General features: G+C 38.3%; 9 protein-coding genes. 2 read left to right on the top strand and 7 right to left on the bottom strand.

What is annotated here, in order from left to right; genetic code table 11:
• Positions 1-28: 28 nt before the first annotated feature.
• Positions 29-706, top strand: a complete 678-nt coding sequence (locus bsdcttw_RS08435) for an ABC transporter ATP-binding protein (RefSeq protein ID WP_185258939.1) — start codon at positions 29-31, stop codon at positions 704-706.
• Positions 706-3,168, top strand: a complete 2,463-nt coding sequence (locus bsdcttw_RS08430) for an ABC transporter permease (protein WP_185258938.1) — start codon at positions 706-708, stop codon at positions 3,166-3,168. The genes bsdcttw_RS08435 and bsdcttw_RS08430 overlap by 1 nt, the downstream gene beginning before the upstream one ends.
• Positions 3,169-3,605: 437 nt before the next feature.
• Here the strand turns inward: bsdcttw_RS08430 and bsdcttw_RS08425 are convergent, their stop codons facing one another.
• The 7 genes from bsdcttw_RS08425 to bsdcttw_RS08395 all read right to left on the bottom strand — a co-directional run bounded on the left by bsdcttw_RS08425 (position 3,606) and on the right by bsdcttw_RS08395 (position 13,561).
• Positions 3,606-6,167 (bottom strand): glycoside hydrolase family 9 protein, encoded by a 2,562-nt coding sequence (locus bsdcttw_RS08425; protein ID WP_185258937.1) that lies wholly within the window; start codon positions 6,165-6,167, stop codon positions 3,606-3,608.
• Between the two features lie 35 nt (positions 6,168-6,202).
• Complete coding sequence (locus tag bsdcttw_RS08420) at positions 6,203-7,192, bottom strand: N-acetylglucosamine kinase (protein ID WP_185258936.1); 990 nt, start codon at positions 7,190-7,192, stop codon at positions 6,203-6,205.
• Positions 7,193-7,197: 5 nt separating this feature from the next.
• On the bottom strand, positions 7,198-8,493 hold the full coding sequence (locus bsdcttw_RS08415) for a 6-phospho-beta-glucosidase (protein WP_185258935.1): 1,296 nt from the start codon (positions 8,491-8,493) through the stop codon (positions 7,198-7,200).
• Between the two features lie 319 nt (positions 8,494-8,812).
• On the bottom strand, positions 8,813-10,330 hold the full coding sequence (locus tag bsdcttw_RS08410; protein WP_185258934.1) for a MutS-related protein: 1,518 nt from the start codon (positions 10,328-10,330) through the stop codon (positions 8,813-8,815).
• The gene (locus tag bsdcttw_RS08405) at positions 10,320-11,948 is read right to left on the bottom strand and encodes a MutS-related protein (protein WP_185258933.1); all 1,629 of its coding nucleotides are present in this window, start codon (positions 11,946-11,948) and stop codon (positions 10,320-10,322) included. Before bsdcttw_RS08405 ends, bsdcttw_RS08410 begins: the two co-directional genes overlap by 11 nt.
• A gap of 59 nt (positions 11,949-12,007) precedes the next feature.
• Entirely contained in the window at positions 12,008-12,454 is a 447-nt protein-coding gene (locus bsdcttw_RS08400) for a MerR family transcriptional regulator (protein ID WP_185258932.1), read from the bottom strand.
• Positions 12,455-12,628: 174 nt separating this feature from the next.
• Positions 12,629-13,561, bottom strand: a complete 933-nt coding sequence (locus bsdcttw_RS08395; protein WP_185258931.1) for a DUF2935 domain-containing protein — start codon at positions 13,559-13,561, stop codon at positions 12,629-12,631.
• Positions 13,562-13,756: the final 195 nt, after the last annotated feature.

Below are 13,756 nucleotides of genomic sequence, written 5' to 3'. Positions count from 1 at the left end.
ATAGTCATAAACGAAGGAGGTTAATTAAATGGCAATTTTAACAGTACAAAAATTAAAAAAGTATTATGGTAAAGAACCGAATCTTGTCCGTGCTCTTGACGGTATCGATTTAGAAATCGAAGCAAGAGAGTTTGTCGCAGTCGTTGGCACATCAGGCTCTGGTAAAAGCACGCTTCTTCATATGTTAGGCGGGCTTGATACCCCTACGGATGGAAAAGTTATTGTGAATGGTCACGAACTATCAAAAATGACTGACGAGCAACTCACTATTTTTCGCAGGCGTAATGTTGGCTTTGTATTCCAGAACTATAACCTAGTTCCTATTTTAAGCGTTTATGAAAACATTGTATTGCCAATAGAGCTTGACGGCAACACGGTTGACAAAACTTATGTAGATGAAATTATCGCTACTTTAGGACTTAACGAAAAGCGGGACGCAATGCCCAATATGCTTTCAGGAGGCCAACAACAACGTGTAGCAATTGCCCGCGCACTTGCTACCAAGCCGTCAATACTTTTCGCTGACGAACCAACTGGCAACTTGGATAGCAGGACAAGTCAAGATGTTTTAGGGGTTCTGAAAATGACATCGACACGTTTCCATCAAACTATGATGATGATAACTCACAACGAACATATCGCACAGCTTGCCGACCGAGTAATCCGAATTGAGGATGGAAAAATAAAAGGTGAGGTGGGTAGGTAATGAGAAATAACAATATTGCTATTGTTAGAAAAATTACAAAGCGTACATTATCCTCAGATAAAAGACGAAATTTCTTTATTATTGCTGCAATAACATTGACTACTTTTATGATTGCTTCCGTTTTCAGTATTGGAGTAAGCTATTATGATTCTATCAATATGCATGAAAAACGTATGCAAGGCTCCATTTCTCAGATGGCATTTTCCAATCCCACTAGTGAACAATTAGAGAAAATATATTCCCTCGATTATGTGAAAACTATCGGTCTAGGTGCTTATGTGGCGCAGACGAAAGATATACCTAAATTGGATGAACTCAATATAGCTTATGTGGATAAAACACAATGGAAGAAAATATTTTCCCCGACATTTACAAATATTATTGGGCACTATGCAGAACAAGAAAACGAAATTATGTTATCCCGATATATCCTAAACGCAATGGGTATTAATGAGCCTAAAATCGGTATGAAAATACCTATATCATTTATTATTAATGGTACGAATGAAGTCAAAACGGAGACTTTTACTTTGTCATGTATTTACACGGAATATGCTCACAGTAGGCAGAACGGATTTGTTGCCATATATTCCTCGTATGCATTCGCAAAGAAATATGATAAGATCTCAACAAACAGTACAATGGTAAACATAATTTTCAAAGATTCAAAAAATATTAATAAAAATATAGAACGATTAAAAAACGATTTAGCATTCACTAATAATCAAAATTATACTGAATCCCCAGCATTCACCAACACATATGGGAACATTACAAACTATATAGCGTTACTTGTTATAATTTTATTCTTAATGTTTACAGGTTATCTACTTATCTATAATGTTATGTATATCTCTATTTCAAAAGATGTACGATTTTACGGTATGCTAAAAACCTTAGGGACAACGCCTAGACAAATACGTCATATTGTTATAGGGCAGATATTACGCCTGTGTGTGATTGGCCTACCTGTTGGGTGCATAGCTTCAGTTGCTATTTCAATGTTAATTGTTCCTGCTGTCATTTCAAACAGCGGCATCGATACCGGCTCTGTCGTTTCATTCTCACCAATAATTTATATTGGAGCAGTTGTATTTTCGGTTTTGACCGCATTATTCGGTGCTGCAGCACCTGCAAAAAAAGCAGCGAACATTTCACCTGTTGAAGCATTAAAATTTACAGCGGGGGATATCGGTAAAACGAAGATTCCAGTCACCACAAACGGAAAATCTTATAAAATGGCTCTCCTTAACATCTTCCGTAATCGCAATCAGGCAACAATTGTAATGTTAAGCCTATTTTTAGGTATTATGATTTTCTCACTAATCATAACAATAGTTAGCAGTATGGATATTGATTATCGTGTAAACTCCGAGTATAATTATGATTTTTCTATTTCTTCTCAAAGTGCATACCCTGATTATGGTTTAAACGACGATTTTATTAAAAACGTAAAAAGTTTAAATGGAATTACCGAATCAGGAATTACAACAATTGAATTTGGGGAACTCATTTATTCCGAAGCACTTGATAAATATATTGATTGGCTTAGCAACGATAATAATATGACAAGGGAGGAATCCATAGCAAAGCTTCTTGGCTGTGAACTAAAAGGTATTGATTCTTTGAAACTACGCGAAATAAATAAAACTCTTTCTGTTCCAATTGATATAAAAGAATTCGAAAGTGGTAAAATTGCATTAATTAATATAAGAAATGGTTCCACTGACGATGTTAAAATGGCGAATTGTTTATCTGATATAGCAACATTTGATATCAAATACAATGATAAAGGTGATTATTTCCATATTGCAAACGGCGGTAGTATATCAACGGAAACCAATGATTCATTTAGACTAGGTGGTCCCGAAATCTTAGTGTCAAATGCATTCTTGCATCAGTATTTTCCCACATCGCATGTTCTTTCCATCGATTTAAATGTGAAAAATGGCTATGATGAACAGATCTATAACGCAATTAATGATTTAGCGGTTTCTATGGACATAACAATGATTTCACGTTATGCAGCACGAAAAGCTATGCAAGATGCAAAAACAATTATGATGGTGTTGGGAGGCGGTGTTTCATTTATACTTGCATTAATTGGCATATTTAATTTTGTTAATGTAATGTCTGTGAGTATTATGACACGAAAACGGGAGTTCGCTATTCTTGAAAGTGTTGGAATGAGCAAAAAGCAAATGCGCTCAATGCTAAGAAATGAGGGATTAGGTTATGCAATCATAACTATATTATGCTCCTTAACGATTGGTAATTTGATTATTTATGTTCTTTTCACCTTACTAAAAAATGTAGAGAAATACGCTCAGTTTACCTACCCATTTATTCCCATAATAATGATGTACGTTACCATTTCACTGATTTGTTTTATCACACCGAAAGTTGTTTACAGGAGTATAAGTAAGATGTCCATTATAGATCGTTTGAGGGAGACTGAATAAGTGTACTTAGAAAAATATACTTTGGAGACATAATATAAAATTATTAGGTCAATATTTGCGTACTTTAAAAACACCATTGGTCATGCTTTTTATTTGCATACTATTTCACCCTTCAATAAATTTATTAAGAAAGATACTCAAACGAAAATCCAAGTTATTTTTAGAATGCCTAAAAGTATTCTGCTGTTTGGCAATAAAAAAAGGCGAACGGAATATTCTCAACCGTCGCCTTATATATTTTAATAATTTGATTTGATATAACCGATTTATCTGGCAAATTCTCGATTTCAACATGTCAACTGGCATATATTATAAAATAAAAAAATATATACACCTATAGAAATGTATTAGAAGTCCTAATATTCTGAAGATTTAATTCTAACTGCTGTCCCCATGTGAAAACCTACCCCATTTGCCACGCAAATCCTATATTGTACTTATTTAACCGTTAAAGCAGGCTTATTAGCTGCATTCTCTTTACTATTAAAACTTATAGTCGCTCCATTACCATTCTCAACCTGCAGCTTAAATGTCATCTTCTTATCCCCGCTCATCTGACTGTTCACATAACTTGTTACATCAATATTATACCAACCTGCGGCTGTAACATTCAGTGTTCCGATGGTTACCGCACCCGTACTGCCAGGCTGATTATTCCAGGTAATACTGCTGCTCCCTGATTCCACCCAGGTATCTGTGCCGGATAGACCGTATATTACCACGGGCGTCGCTGCCGATACCGCATTACAATATACCTTTAAGATTGCCGATGAAACAGAAGTTCCTGAACGTCCTGTAAGGTCGAACTTCATAAAACCCTTCCGGTTATAGCCTGTATCCGGATCCCCTTTGACATCAATTGTTGCAGCTGTGCCATAATTCGTTCCAGCATAGGTTCCATCCCTTACATAAGCATCCGAGGCGGCTATATAATCAACTGAGGAGGCAGATGCCGTCGTGGCACTTACAGCAGTACTCCATACACTGGTACCGGTGCTGTTCACAGCTCTTACTTTATAGCTATGGGTTGATCCCAGAGCCAAGCCTGAATGTACATAAGGAGAAGTCACATTGTTTATTGTTGTTCCGTCTACTTCAAGGTCATAACCGGTTGCACCGCTTACAGCACTCCAAGTCACATTAATTTGTGATGTTCCGGTTGCTACAGCAGTCAACCCGGTTGGTACTGCCGGTACGCTCTGTGTATAACTTCCACCCATAAAAGCAACCATAGCCATTCCTGCTACATTTCCGGAAATCGTAACCTCATTTGTGGCATAATCTCTTCTATTGTCATGCCAAACCATACGGCTGTCATTAAATTGTACTACATTCGCATTCTCCTGTCCCGAAAGCAACGGGTCCAATTGATCTACTGCATATTGGGCACTTGTTTCAAAACCCTCGCTCCAAGCTCCAAGGAGCTGGTAAGAAGGATTGCTTACACGATTCAATGTTGTTACACGGTGGCGGGGATTCTGAAACCAGTTGGTTCCCGCACCATTTAACATACTGACACCCCAGGGATTTTTGCCCAGCATAAAGTCCAGCTGCTGCCCTGCCAGATTAGAATATGTTGTATTCCCCGACAATTCCTGATACATCATGGCTTCCACAGCATTATTACTCATTGCTTCATAAGTACCCCATTTGGGCTGACTGCTGTTATTCCAGAATTGTGCATCCGCATAAGTTTTCTTCACATTGAGATGATTATTCATACGGTTTATAACCGTACTTTTATAGGATGAATCAAGGGATGCGACTTCATAATTTACCCAGGCGTAAGCCCTGGACCAGTTGAGGCTGGTATCAGATTTGTTATACCATTCACCGGCACTGTCACAATAGGATTTTGCATCTGTCAAATAAGATGCTGTGCCGGTAGCACGATAGAGCTCAGCTGCCGCCCAAGCCATATCGTCTTTATAATCTGTATCCACATAGAACTCATCAGCGTCTCCAGCAATACCAGTTCTTGTCTTGCCCCAGGTATATATCTGCTGTGCTGCTGTAAGATAATTGCTGGCTAAAGCTGCATTGAAACTGGGTCCATTTTGGTCTCCCCATATTTTAGCTCCCAATGCGAGCGCTGCTGCCGCTTTACCGGCCAGATTTGCTCCGGTTCCTGCAGGACACGGATGGACGGGTCTGGAGGTACCGTATATGGTATTATCTTTTTCCGGCCAGCATTTACTGCGGGAATCAAGATCATCATTCTCAACATCATGGTCAAGGCCATCGGCTACTTCCATATATAACATCTGATTAGTGTTATCCCACATCTTTTTTATAAAATCCAAACCAACCTTTGCTTCGTTCAATACACCGCTGGTACTTCCGGGTGAAGGGAACACTTCCGGATGATGAATATAAGTTGTAAGCATAACATCCGTAACATGTCCGATAGTACTCATGAATTTGATGTAATCCGAGGCATCATGCCAGCCCCCCGTTACATCAATGGTACCGGAGGCCCCATCCGGTTTTCCATCCACCGATGAACTTGTTCCTGCTACGTGGCAGGTTCCATGGTCTTTGGGATTAGTATTTCCGCAGCGCTGTACCTTAAAGAACTGCATTGATAAATCCGCTAAACTGCTGTAAACAGAATCACTGACAGTAAATGCCGGTGAAGTATAGGAGTTGATTTTTATATAATATCCACTGCCTACTGTACTTAAAGAGCTAAAATCGAGGGCATAGGTATAAGCACAATTGGCACCTCCCACATCCCCCCAGCTTCCTTTGTTGCTTGCTGAAATTGTTCCATTTAAGACCGAAGTGTTGCTTGAATTAAAAACATCATATCTTATTCCGTTTAAATTGGTATTGGATAATACCATAGCCACTTTACTTGCCGATGGTTTATAGCCAACCTGGTTAACTCTGATAAAAACCCCGCTTGCATTTGCTTTTGCAGCTGTTCCGGGCATAATTAATGTTACAGTCATTACAATTACAACCAGAATCGAAATAATTCTAACTTTTCTTTTCACCCTAACCTCCCTGCCTTTCATAGAAAGTGAAATTATTATTCAAAAGCTTTTAAAACCTTTTCTCTATGGTGCTTTTTCATTCCGCTTTGTTCCAGTGCCCATAAAATAGCACCTGCTACAGGCGGTGCAGTAAGAACCTTGTAGGTAATAATTCTATCTTTATGTTTGTTTGAAATTTCCTGTCTGATTTTTTCAATAGCTCTGGAATTTTCACCTTTTACAAAGATTGAACCGGCTAATATAATCTCTACAGGTTCTTGCTTACAAAAGTCCAGATTGTTTATGACTGCACTGATACACCTTGCATATTCTATCCCCATATTGTCTAACAGACCCTGCGCTACTGCATCATTTTTATTCGCCGCTTCGAAAACCAGCCTGTTAAAATAATCATATTTATAGGTGCCGTCATCAATCTTACCTTTTAGTGCTTCTACAAAATCGAATTTTGATGTTATACCTAAGGTGTCAAAAAACATATCTGTTATTAAAGTCTCTGAGTCTCCTTTAAATATAGAATTATAAGTTGCTGCGATAGCCTTACCTGCCAGATATTCACCTCCTCCGAAATCTCCTCCGCTTAATTCTCCTAAACCTCCTATCTGCAGCATATTTCCCTTAGAATCTATTCCACCTATGGAAAAAGCTGTTCCATTAATCGCACAAATTCCAGTGCCATTTTCACTTCCAGCCTTTACTCCCAGATAAGAATCATTGCAAAGTGTAAAATCCCTTATCCCTAAATCAAAAATCATATTCGTAATAAATTCATGCTGCCATTTCGTATCCACACCGGCCAATCCAAAGACACACCTCTCCAAATCTTCTGTTCCTATATTGTTTTTAGTAAGGATATAGGTAAACAGTTTACTAAGCTCAGCCTGTAGCTCAGCATAACTACCGCTAAGACATTCATGGTTTGTCGTTCCCCAGCTTACCAGATCGACCATATTTCCATCCAAATCAAAAATGGAACAATGGGTCTTCGTTCCGCCGCCATCTACTCCAAGTACGTATTTTTTCATAAATTCTATTTTCCTCCGAAAAACTGCGGTAAAAATTCCTTATTGGCTTCCAACATCTCATCAAGGACATTCTTTGCTTTATAGTAGTCACCAATAAGAGGATGTGTCAGTAAAGCTCCCAATGCTGCATTATAATCCCCTTCAATACCCGCTTTTACCGTTAACTTCTCAAAGGCTTTCACAGCCTGCATCAAACCGATAATGTGCTGATTGTCAAAATTATTCAGTTTTAGCGGAGTTGCACCATTTTTATTAATGATACATTTGGCTTCGATTACATCATTCTTACCCATAAAGCTCAAAGCTCCATTATTTTTTACATCAACCACATGAACTTCATTCTTATCGTTTTCTATAGCATCCACAACAGAAATCGCAGCCTCTGAATACAGTGCCCCACCTCTTTTATCCAGAACTGCCGGTTTTTCTTTCAAGCTCGGGTCCTTGTATAACTCCAGAAGTTCCGCTTCTATCAGCTTACATTCTTCCCCTCTGGTCATATCAGCCTCCTGGCATTTTTTTACCATCTTGTCCCTGAAATAATAGTAATTAAGATAGGATACCGGAAGGCCTTTTATGGCTTTTAATAATTCTTCATCATACACAACTTCGGGTATGTTCTTTAAACTGTTATTCTTATAGCCTCCCAAAAATAAGTTCTGCAGAATTTCTTTATCGTCTGCATAAAGGGCAGTCAGCCAGAACAGGTGATTTAAACCTACAAAGTCATAATCAAATTTCTTTGTGTTTTCAGGCAGCATTTCCTTTGCACGCCGAATCATATTAATTGGCGCATTACAAAGGCCAAGCATTTTAACATCAGAATTATTTAAGAGGGCTTCTGCTATTATACCGGAAGGATTTGAGAAGTTGATAAACCAGGCATTCGGCGAAAGTCTTTCAATCTTTTTTGCAATATCCATCATGACAGGTATTGTCCTCAATGCTTTCATAAAGCCACCTGCACCCGTTGTCTCCTGTCCAAGTAGGTCATATTTTAAAGGAATCTTTTCATCCCTTATTCTCGCATCCAGCTTTCCAACTCTAATCTGTCCCAATACGTAGTCAGCACCTTCTATTGCCTCATCCATCTTGTCAGTAATGATAACTCTTGCATTCAATCCGTTGGCCTCAAGCATTCTCTTACCAAGCCCGGTTACAATCTCTGTTTTTTCTTTATCAATATCCATCATGTAAAAGCTGTCAACTTTTAATTGTTTGTTTCTTGTAATGAACCCATTCATGAGCTCTGGCGTATAGGTACTACCGGCCCCAATCACAGCAATTTTTAACTTTTTCATATTATACCTCCTTATAATGCGCTTAGCGCATACTCAAATCAAAGTGAAAATTGTTCTTTCATTTTCACATAACCTCCATTTGATGCGCTTTAGTGCATACTCAAAACAATCGAGAAAATTGTCCTTTAATTAACACAAATAATAAGTTATCCTGATTATATCCCTGGATTAAAGCAGCCTCAATGTCATATTTTTACGGATATTTCTTCTTTTTTTACATTACAAAAAGAGGCTGTTTTGAACACTTTTCCACAGCCTCTTGTATGATACAAATTATTATTTTTTCATTACTAATCACTTACTCCTAGCAGCAGCTTCACTAGCATACTTCACTTCCCATAACCTCCCGGTATAAATCCAGTGCATGCCCGGTCTTTCTAGGCTCTCCCTCTATTAACCGAAAGCTTCTAGTTCCGTCATCTGCTCTGTCAGCCCGCAGAAATACGTCTTCTGTCCTGTTCTCCCGATAAAGGCGATAACTGAACTCATAATTATGAGTAACATAAATGCAGGTTATATTGCTGTCTCTAATTCCTGCCAGAAGTTCTTCCGCCAGGTAAGCGGCATCATAGTCCGTAGTAGTTGCGAAGGTTTCGTTCAGTAACAGCAGACTTCCCGGGGTAATACAGGTAATAATATCACTTAGTTTTAGCAGCTCCTGCTCCAGGAGTCCGTGCTTTATAGCCGTATCTTCCTCTTCCGGAAAATGGGTGAAAATTCCCTGATATAGATTGCATTTATACTGCTCTGCAGCAACAAAATACCCGCTTTGGGCCAGAAACTGGGCTATGCCAATACTTCTTAAAAAGGTTGTTTTGCCACCCTGATTCACTCCGGTAATAATCCAATTGCTCTTATCTCTGTATGATAAGCTGTTGGTCACTGCCAATCCATCCTTTATTACCAGAAACAGGTCAGACAATGTGGATACGGATAAGCAATTACAAGTATCCGCAAATTCCGGAAAGCATATTGAAATCCTCCGTTCCGACAGATATTTTTGCAAATTTAGTCCGCCACAGTAGAATCCGAATTGAAATTTTAGTTGTTCCAGTAGATACTTCACGGAATAATTGAAATCACTTACTGCTTTTAAGACCCAGGTAAGCCCAACGTCTATCATTTCACGCACTTCATTTTCTATGGTGATGTTATCTATTTTTATTTCATCCACATTTTCAGACTTGTGGCCAAAAGATAATAAGCCTTTCTTTTCTTGGGGTAAAGCTTCATTGGTAAGGATACGGTGAAGGGTCATATCCGTCAGCTTCAGACCTTTTCCAATATGTGCGCCAATGGTAATGGCATCTGTTTTCTTTAATACCGTCAGAGATTGAAGAATATTTCTCACCTCATCGATATAATCCTTCGTATATTTACTGGTAAACCAATGACAGAAGGAAGAAAGCATCTCCGATTCAGGATTATTTATTTGACTTACACTGTTCTTTATTTCTCCCAGGTATTCCAATATGGTGAAAGCTGTTTCCACCTGGGTAAGTATCTTTTTGGGAACTGGAATTACATAATTATATTGATGTTTGGCGGCATCCTCATACTCCTTTACCTTTTGCACCGCCCCAAGAGCAGAACGATAGATAGACTGAAACTGTTCTGTATGAGCTATTGCATCCTTTAAAACAGCCTGTCGTTTTAGGATTTCAGTACTCTTGGTGGAAGGGTTCAGCAGAACCTGACTGCAGATTTTATAAAGTTCGCTATCACCGCCTGATAACACATCAAAAAGTACAGAGAATTTTAAATCCCTAATAAGTAAATTATTATCTGCTTTTATATCATGGCTGCTGTTGTCATTTATTATAAGATTAATCTCCATTTGCCATACGCTCCTTTATTTGTTCCCCCGATAAATGATATTTTAAGGCTATATCAATAGCCCGGGCACTAAGTACCGCTTCTCCCGGTTCTATTTTATAGGTTCTTTTATATCCGTCTTCTTCTCTTACGGAAGCAATCAGACTTGTCATTTTATCCCTTCGCCTTGCCAGTTCAGGAACATGGGTAACACACAATACCGTGCCGGATTTCTGAAACATCTGCGGCAGCAGTAAATTAGTCAGTTCATAGGTATCCGCTGCCGTTGTGGAAGAGAACATTTCATTGAGAATATAAAGACAATTGTCAGGAGCACTCATAAGTATTTCTTTCAGATGATGTAATTCCTCCAGTAACTTTCCGTTGTTCACCAATTGATTTTCTTCCACAGTAAAATGGGTATAGATACCATCAAAATGACAAAGCTTTGCTTTATTCGCAATAACAGGCATTCCAAGCATACCAAGATAAATCGTCTGGCCCACACTTCTGGCAAAGGTGGTTTTTCCTCCCTGATTAACACCGGTTATAAAAGCTCCCTGACTATCCTCCTGTAATAACAGATTGTTAAGTGCAATTTCTTTTGCTTTTCCGGCAGTTAAGGCAAGCTTGATGTCACAAATCCCCTGAAGATTAACAGTTCCCTGCTTCTGTACTTCCGGATAGGTTAGCTTAAATCCCTTTTCTTTCAGTCTTTCCGTAAGACTATGACCAGACAAATAAAAGTCTGATTCCCTATACAGCCTCATAAGAATCTCATCTACCAGGGGTTGGCTGACAGCGGCAAAACTTAAAACTTCTTTGCATAACTTAGGATACTCTTTTTCCACAAGGGACATAAGCCTGCCCTCAAATTGATTCAGCACCGGCTGGTTAAAAAGGCTGATTGAAGGAATACCGGTCTCTCCCTCCCGAAAAACCTTCTGAACTGTTCCAAAATAATCTTCCGTACTCTGTTGGAAGCTGACTTTCACAACATTTCCATCTATCGATAAAGTACAATAGATAGCTTCCAATTTAAACTTTAGGTCTTCTGCATGAAGGCAGAACTCATAATAATCTTTCCGTTCTAAATAAGCAGCCAAAATAGGTACTAAGGTAGTCAGTGCAGTAGAGACAGCATGCTCCTTAAGAATATAATACAACCCCTTTATGGTTTGATAATAAAGGATGGCTGCATCCAGGTAATATTTCCCCTTCTGCAGGGGATTGTCTGATTGTAGACGATAATTTAACAGCCTTTCAGCTTCTGTAAAACCCTTTCTGAACTCTGTAAACCCCAGATAAACAGCCGGTTTCTCAAGATCCTGATAGATTTCCTGCCGGTATGCAATTATACTGGTATCGTGAGGGAAACTAAATAATAGCTCCTTTATATTCTCCGGTATAGCCCCATCATACCAAGGCAGGAAAATTGCATCCAGATTCAAATCCTGAAAAAAACTCGGTAAATTCTCCGATGAATCTACCGCTTCCTCCTTCACCATCATCCTGGAACCTACGAAGTAAGTCTTTTTTTGAATTTTTTGCTTTGCCCTGTAATAAACTTGTTTTTGTGACTGTTTTTTTGCTGTCTCTTCCTGTTCCGGATTTTCATAAAACAAACTAAAATACGCCATAGATACACCTCCTAAAAGAAGTGTAAACTATGACGCATGTGTAGAGTCAATTAAAATTTTTACAGCCATAAGATATGAGAAAACTCATTTTCCAGCTTTTCATTTTCAAGGCAATAGATTCTGGAAAGCTTTATGGCTTCCGCTTCCGGAGTTGCCTTTTCCGGTTGATCCTCCAGAGTCACAAGTAAGGAATCTATTGATTCATTATTATAATTTAAGATTTGGATATTGGTATTATTCTCCGCTTTCTTTTTCTGTAATTTACTGATTACTATTTCTTTGGAGTAAGCCTCTGCTTTCATATCCTTAATATCAGCCAGTGATATTCCAAGCCTTTTAAAACTAATAATAGTGTTTAGTTCTTTCATCTGTTCCGAATCGTAATAGCGGTACCCATTGGATTGGTCGATTTGTGTCGGCGTCAGCAGCTTAAGCCTGTCGTATAAATGCAGGGTACGAACAGATATATCACAAAAATCTGCAAATTCTTTTATTTTCAGCAGCATATGGCATCTGCTCCCTTCGTTTGGATCACTTCTTTCCTAGGTTCGTTTCAACATGATTTTAGCACAGATTTCCTTATAATCTCAATATATTTTTCCATATATTATGTTACCGTCAGGAAATCCAAATAAAAAACAAGCTGAAAATGTACTTTCCAGCCTGTTTACTCTGTTTCTTTAACGATTGTTTATCCCCTCAAACATTTTTAACAGCCGGATATAATGATTCGCTTCCCGTAAGACATGGTCCCCTAACAACGGGATAATAATCGATTTTACTTCACAGGATAGAATTCCTTGTGTACCTTGTGCCTTGAAATCCCGCAGTTCCATAGTTGCCTTTAAACTGTCATCTGTAACTGTTGCCAGCGGAACTGTCATATCCATTGCATCCTTCGCTTCGGCTGTTAATTGATCAAACTCATTTCCAAAATTATTTGCCAGATTAATTAAATTCTCTTCCGTTGGATCTAGTAAACCACGGATAAATTTCGCATGTTCCGCCATTTGCCGGTTCCAGAAAAACTCCTGCTCATAGGCTTCTCTTTCCAAATTTTGTGCTGCTCTATTTTGAAGATTACTTAGTGTCTGCAGATAAAGCTCCGCTTCTCGAATTATATGTACAATAAGCAAGGGGTAATTAAATGTAAACATGTTACAGTTTGTAACATTGGACAAAATATTTTGCTTAAAACGTATTAACTCAGATGTTAAATACAGAGCTCTTTCATTCAGACTAAATACTCTTTGTTCAAGGATACGGCTATTCGATACCAAATCCCCACCTGTTAATTCTGCTGTTGCCTGTGTAAGTTGAGTCGGTATCTTGACACCGGTATAATAAGCTGTAGCCATTTCCGCATTTCGTGTAAAAGGTGTTATCACTTCACCAGAATCAAGTATATCAGGATTAACATTACCATTAGAAAGAGAAACAGCTTCCTCCAAAATTTCATCAAATTCTTTTCGAAAGGTATCTGCCATTTGAGTGAAACTATCATCCCTAGGCGTAAATCCCAATTCTAGAAATAATGAATGCTCTTTCATAATCCTCGCAAAAAACAAATGCAACCCTAGTGATTGACTAATAAAATCCATACTTGTAAGCATGTTCTATACCCTCTGTAAATTCACATCATATTTACATTTTATGTTGTTTCCGAATTGTTTATTACAGGATATTACAGATTAATTGTCTGGGAATTTTTGAAATAATGATAGACAAATGACACATCTTACTATAATATATTACAGGAGTGTGTCACATTAGAAAATACCGAATATAGAGAAGTTCAGATACCTCAA

The sequence above is a fragment of the Anaerocolumna chitinilytica genome, from assembly GCF_014218355.1.
Taxonomy (GTDB): Bacteria; Bacillota; Clostridia; order Lachnospirales; family Lachnospiraceae; genus Anaerocolumna; species Anaerocolumna chitinilytica.
The sequence above is the reverse complement of the archived record's forward strand: the minus strand, read 5'-3'. Positions and strand labels throughout refer to the sequence as shown.

Coding starts and splice junctions, on each gene's coding strand:
- bsdcttw_RS08430 (WP_185258938.1), top strand. CDS start 706: ATGAGAAATAACAATATTGCTATTGTTAGAAAAATTACAAAGCGTACA.
- bsdcttw_RS08395 (WP_185258931.1), bottom strand. CDS start 13,561: ATGCTTACAAGTATGGATTTTATTAGTCAATCACTAGGGTTGCATTTG.
- bsdcttw_RS08400 (WP_185258932.1), bottom strand. CDS start 12,454: ATGCTGCTGAAAATAAAAGAATTTGCAGATTTTTGTGATATATCTGTT.
- bsdcttw_RS08420 (WP_185258936.1), bottom strand. CDS start 7,192: ATGAAAAAATACGTACTTGGAGTAGATGGCGGCGGAACGAAGACCCAT.
- bsdcttw_RS08435 (WP_185258939.1), top strand. CDS start 29: ATGGCAATTTTAACAGTACAAAAATTAAAAAAGTATTATGGTAAAGAA.
- bsdcttw_RS08415 (WP_185258935.1), bottom strand. CDS start 8,493: ATGAAAAAGTTAAAAATTGCTGTGATTGGGGCCGGTAGTACCTATACG.
- bsdcttw_RS08405 (WP_185258933.1), bottom strand. CDS start 11,948: ATGGCGTATTTTAGTTTGTTTTATGAAAATCCGGAACAGGAAGAGACA.
- bsdcttw_RS08410 (WP_185258934.1), bottom strand. CDS start 10,330: ATGGAGATTAATCTTATAATAAATGACAACAGCAGCCATGATATAAAA.